Source organism: Mesorhizobium sp. M7A.F.Ca.CA.001.08.2.1, assembly GCF_003998455.1.
GTDB classification, from domain to species: domain Bacteria; phylum Pseudomonadota; class Alphaproteobacteria; order Rhizobiales; family Rhizobiaceae; genus Mesorhizobium; species Mesorhizobium ciceri.
The window spans coordinates 1-4,412 of record NZ_RZPW01000540.1 but is presented as its reverse complement, the minus strand read 5'-3'; the positions used below and the strand labels follow the sequence as shown (position 1 = coordinate 4,412).

5 protein-coding genes and 1 pseudogene are annotated in these 4,412 nt (G+C 61.5%); 2 read left to right on the top strand and 4 right to left on the bottom strand.

Translation table 11 applies throughout. From position 1 onward, the window contains the following. Together EN914_RS25765 and yajC are read right to left on the bottom strand one after the other, a co-directional pair. Positions 1 to 674: pseudogene (locus EN914_RS25765) on the bottom strand (protein translocase subunit SecDF); the annotation flags it as partial. Between the two features lie 51 nt (positions 675 to 725). Continuing rightward, a complete protein-coding gene (gene yajC / locus EN914_RS25760) occupies positions 726 to 1,064 on the bottom strand; it encodes a preprotein translocase subunit YajC (RefSeq protein WP_013531305.1) in 339 nt (112 codons plus the stop codon). A 277-nt stretch (positions 1,065 to 1,341) separates the two neighbouring features. Here yajC and EN914_RS25755 point away from each other — a divergent pair, with 277 nt between their 5' ends. Next, positions 1,342 to 2,217: an ATP-binding protein gene (locus EN914_RS25755; RefSeq protein WP_127389343.1), complete on the top strand. Its 876-nt coding sequence runs from the start codon at positions 1,342 to 1,344 to the stop codon at positions 2,215 to 2,217. A 39-nt stretch (positions 2,218 to 2,256) separates the two neighbouring features. Here EN914_RS25755 and EN914_RS25750 read toward each other — a convergent pair whose 3' ends face one another. Further along, entirely contained in the window at positions 2,257 to 3,078 is an 822-nt protein-coding gene (locus EN914_RS25750) for an AraC family transcriptional regulator (protein WP_024503853.1), read from the bottom strand. Positions 3,079 to 3,191: 113 nt separating this feature from the next. Here EN914_RS25750 and EN914_RS25745 point away from each other — a divergent pair, with 113 nt between their 5' ends. After that, on the top strand, positions 3,192 to 4,082 hold the full coding sequence (locus EN914_RS25745; protein WP_024503852.1) for an NAD-dependent epimerase/dehydratase family protein: 891 nt from the start codon (positions 3,192 to 3,194) through the stop codon (positions 4,080 to 4,082). 132 nt (positions 4,083 to 4,214) lie between these two features. Here the strand turns inward: EN914_RS25745 and EN914_RS25740 are convergent. Further along, on the bottom strand, positions 4,215 to 4,412 hold a 198-nt coding region (locus EN914_RS25740), incomplete at its 5' end, for a M23 family metallopeptidase (protein ID WP_164778900.1).

The window sequence follows — 4,412 nt, the reverse complement described above, 5'->3', positions numbered from 1 at the left end:
GGCATCGACTGGTCGACCATCTGGAAGGTCAGCTTGGCGGTCTGGCCGAGGATTTCCTTCAGCCTTTGCGGGTCCTGAAGACCCGGCACCTGGACGAGGATACGGTCGTCGCCCTGCCGCTGCACGATGGGTTCGGTCGTGCCGAGTTCGTTGACGCGGCGTTCGACCACCTCGATCGACTGCGTCAGCGCGGTCGACGTGCGGTATTTGATGCCGGCATCGGTGACGTTGAACTTGAGCAGGCCGGGCTCGGAATCGTCGAGCGTCATTTCCTGCACGGAACCGCCGGTGAACAGGCCGGCGGCGACCGGATCGGTCAGCGTCTTCAGCGCCGTCTTGGCGGCATCGATCTGGGCGGGATCGGTAATGCGAACCTGCAGGGTCCGCCCCGTGCCGGCAAGGCCGGTATAGCCGATCTTGGCGTCGCGCAGCAGCGTGCGGATTTCGTCGCGCGTCGTCTCCAGCCGGTCCTTGATCAGATCGTTCTGGTTCATTTCCAGCAAGATGTGCGAACCACCCTGCAGGTCGAGGCCGAGCGTCATCTGCCGCTTCGGCACCCAGTTGGGCAGTTGCGCCAGCGTGCTGGCGGAGAACAGGTTGGGCGCGGCGAGGATCACCGTGATGGCCACGGCCACCCAGATCAGGATCATCTTGAAGCGCGAGAAATACAACATATGGCGTCGTCCGTCAGAGCGTGTCCGCGGATCGCTCCGCCTAAAATTGGATTATTTCTTGGCGTTCTGGTTGGCCACCGGCTCGCCCTTGACGCGCACATCGGCGATCGTCGAGCGCAGCGCCGTCACCTTCAAGCCATTGCCGAGGTCGACCTCGAGCTCGTTGTCGTCGATCACCTTGGTCACCTTGCCGACGAAGCCGCCGCCGGTGACGACCGTGTCGCCGCGACGGACCGCGGCCAGCATCTCGCCGCGCTTCTTCAGCTGCGTGCGCTGCGGCCGGATGATCAGAAAATACATGATCACGAAAATCAGGACAAACGGCAAAATGCTGATGAACATGTCGGGAGAAGCGCCGACGCCTTGGGCGTATGCCGGTGTCACGAACATCGAGGTACTCCTGAATTTTGAAAACAGCCGCCAATCTGGCGGCCCCTTGAAATTTGGCCGGAATATAGTCGGTAAAGTTGTCAATGCAACTGCGCGGCCGGCCAAATCGGCTGCTTTTCCGGCCTGTTGAGCCGTGTTAGAGCAGGATCGCAAAAAGCGCGAGCCGGTTTCCGCAAAAAATTATGCTCGAACAAAAGGTTGCAACCGGTTTTGTATCAGGCGAAATCGGGCAGCTTCACGCCCCAAGACATCAAAAACGCGAAAACAAAAGGCAGACATGACCGACAGCAGCATTGAGGCCCTGAACCAGAAACTCGACCGGCTGATCGAAGCGGTGAGCCGCCTTGCCCCGCCGCCGGTGCCCCAAACCGACCTCCGCGAGGCCGATTGCTTCGTTTGGCAGGCCGATCCGGGCTATCTGGAACCGGTGCACAGGGTTAACCGCGTCGACATCGGACTGATCCGTGGCGTCGACCGTGTCCGCGACATCCTTGTCGACAACACCGAACGCTTCGCTGCCGGCTACCCGGCCAACAATGTGTTGTTGTGGGGCGCGCGCGGCATGGGCAAATCGTCGCTGGTCAAGGCCGTGCATGCGGAAATCAACGCCAAGGCCAGGTCCGACCTGCCGTTGAAGCTGATCGAGATCCACCGCGAGGACATCGACACGCTGCCGAAGCTGATGGGTCTGCTGAAGGCGGCGCCCTTCCGCTTCATCCTGTTTTGCGACGACCTCTCCTTCGATCACGACGACACATCCTACAAGTCGCTCAAGGCAGCGCTCGAAGGCGGCGTCGAGGGCCGCCCAGCCAATGTCATCTTCTACGCCCCCTCGAACCGCCGGCATCTTTTGCCCCGCGACATGATCGACAATGAACGCTCGACCGCGATCAACCCGTCCGAAGCGGTCGAGGAAAAGGTGTCGCTGTCCGACCGCTTCGGGCTGTGGCTCGGTTTCCACAAATGTTCGCAGGACGAGTATCTCGACATGATCGACGGCTATGTCCGCCATCACGGGCTGACAATCGATCCCGACACGCTGCGCGCCGAAGCATTGGAATGGGCGACGACGCGCGGCAGCCGCTCGGGCCGCGTCGCCTGGCAGTTCACCCAGGATCTGGCTGGCCGGCTCGGCAAACCGCTGAAGGACTGATGCGTTGGATAGCGTCGCCAACGCCATCCGATGACAAGATCATTTGGGCGGCTGCGACCGCCGCAAATCACGCGGCGTTTGGCCGATCTCACGCCGCATCCAATGCGCCAGATGTGACTGGTGCGCGAAGCCCGTCAATTCCGCCACTTCGCTTGTGCTGAGATCGCCTTGCTGCAGCAGGACGCGTGCGCGTTCGACGCGACGCCGTAGCACGTAGCGGTGCAGGGTGAAGCCCGTCGCCGCCTTGAACCATGTCCGCAAGTGCGAACTGCTGGCGCCGGCAACCCGGCTCAGTCGATGGATCGACAGGGGTTCGTGCAGCGCAACCTCGATATGCTCCAGCACGCGCTTGAGTTGAGTATCCGACAATCGGCTCGCGCGATCGATATGAGGTTCACCGAGGCCAAGCAGCCTCACAGCGAGCGCGGCGCCGATGCTGTCGACAAACAACGACCCGCCCGGCGCCTTCGCATTGAGATCGCTCTCCAGTGCTCGCGCGAGGTGTTCGATGCGCTGGTCACGAAGCAGGTGACGTGTGCCGAGCGGCAATGCGCGCGCCTTGCCGCCAAGTTCGGCTGCCACCCTTTCCATCAAGGCCGGTTGTAACGCGATCTCGATCGTGTCGAACGGGGTCTCAGCCTCGAACCCACCCTCCTGACCGGCGGGCACCAGGTCGATATCGCCGGCGCGCCTGACGAAATATCGTCCAACCTCATGGCAGTAGGAGCGCGTCGCGGCACTTGCATGCACCATGATGCGATGGTGTGGCGCCCGGAGCAGACGATGGACCCCGGCTTCGACATGCCGGGAGGCCAATGTTACATCGGACGGGGATCGGGCCGGGGCGACTTGCGAGAGCATGCTTTCTCGATTCATGGCAAAACCTGTTCAAGACTTGGCAATTCCCGCGCGATTTTCAATGCCTTGGCTATGTACCTACGCCTCTCCATAAAACTTGGATGAGAGGTTATGCCATGAGTTTCTATGTTGTTGTGGGAGCAGGCCCGGTTGGTCGCGAGACCGCGCGGCTTCTGGGCGAAGAAGGCCATGATGTTGTCTTGACGAGCCGGGGTGTCGGTTCGAACGCGCTGCAAAACGTCCGGACCGTGCAGTCCGACGCCACCAATGCCGCGGAACTGGCGCGTATCAGCCGAAACGCCGACGCGATCTTCATGTGCGCCATGGCCGCCTATCACCGCTGGCCGACCGACTTCTTCCCAATCATCGACGGCACCGTGCGGGCTGCCGAAGCGGTCGGCGCGAAGCTTGTGGTGCTCGGAAATCTCTATGGCTATGGCAAAGATGCCGAAAGCCCGCTTCACTCCGACCTGTCTCTGGATCCGACTTCGAAGAAAGGAACCGCACGGACGATCATGTGGCAGCGGGCCGTCCGTGCGGACGTGCCGGCCGTCGAAGTGCGGTCCAGCGATTATCTTGGACATGGCGCGATCAGCTCTTTCTCACTGGTCGCGCTGCCCTCCATAATCGAAGGGAAACCGACGGCTTTCATCGGAAACCTCGACGCAACTCACGCCTGGTCCTTCACGAAGGACGTGGCCAGGACCCTGGTCGCTGCCTCGCGCTACACGGGCGAATGGGGACGGGCGTTCCATGTTCCATCGCAACACGCACCATCCCGGGAACTCATCCGGGCGACCGCGGCAATGCTTCACCGTGAAATTCCAGGAACACGCTCCTATTCCATCTCCGAAATGGAAGCATTGGGCATGCATGAGCTTATCGAGATGAGCTACCTCTTCGACAAACCCTTGCTGGTCGATTCCTCCGACGCGGAGACGCTTCTCGGCGTCAAGGCCAGCAGCCTTGGCGTCATGATCGCCGACACTCTGCGCGACCATCTTTGAAGCTTGAAGACTGGCGCGGCGCACCGGAACTGAAAAAGCCCGCTCCTTTCGGAACGGGCTGAGCCGGCGGGCCGGACTGGAGGTCAGACGGCCCGCAAATTGCTTTTTTTCTTCTATTCGAAACAGCCCCGACTATTCGAGATAACCGGAGGGATCGACTGGCGCCGAATTCTTGCGCACTTCGAAGTGCAGCTTCGGCGAGTCCGTCGTGCCGCTCATGCCCGACAGCGCGATCTCCTGGCCGCGCTTGACCTTCTGGCCGCGCTGCACCTCGATCGAACTGGCATGGCCGTAGACGGTGACCAGGCCGTTCTCGTGGCGCACCAGCAC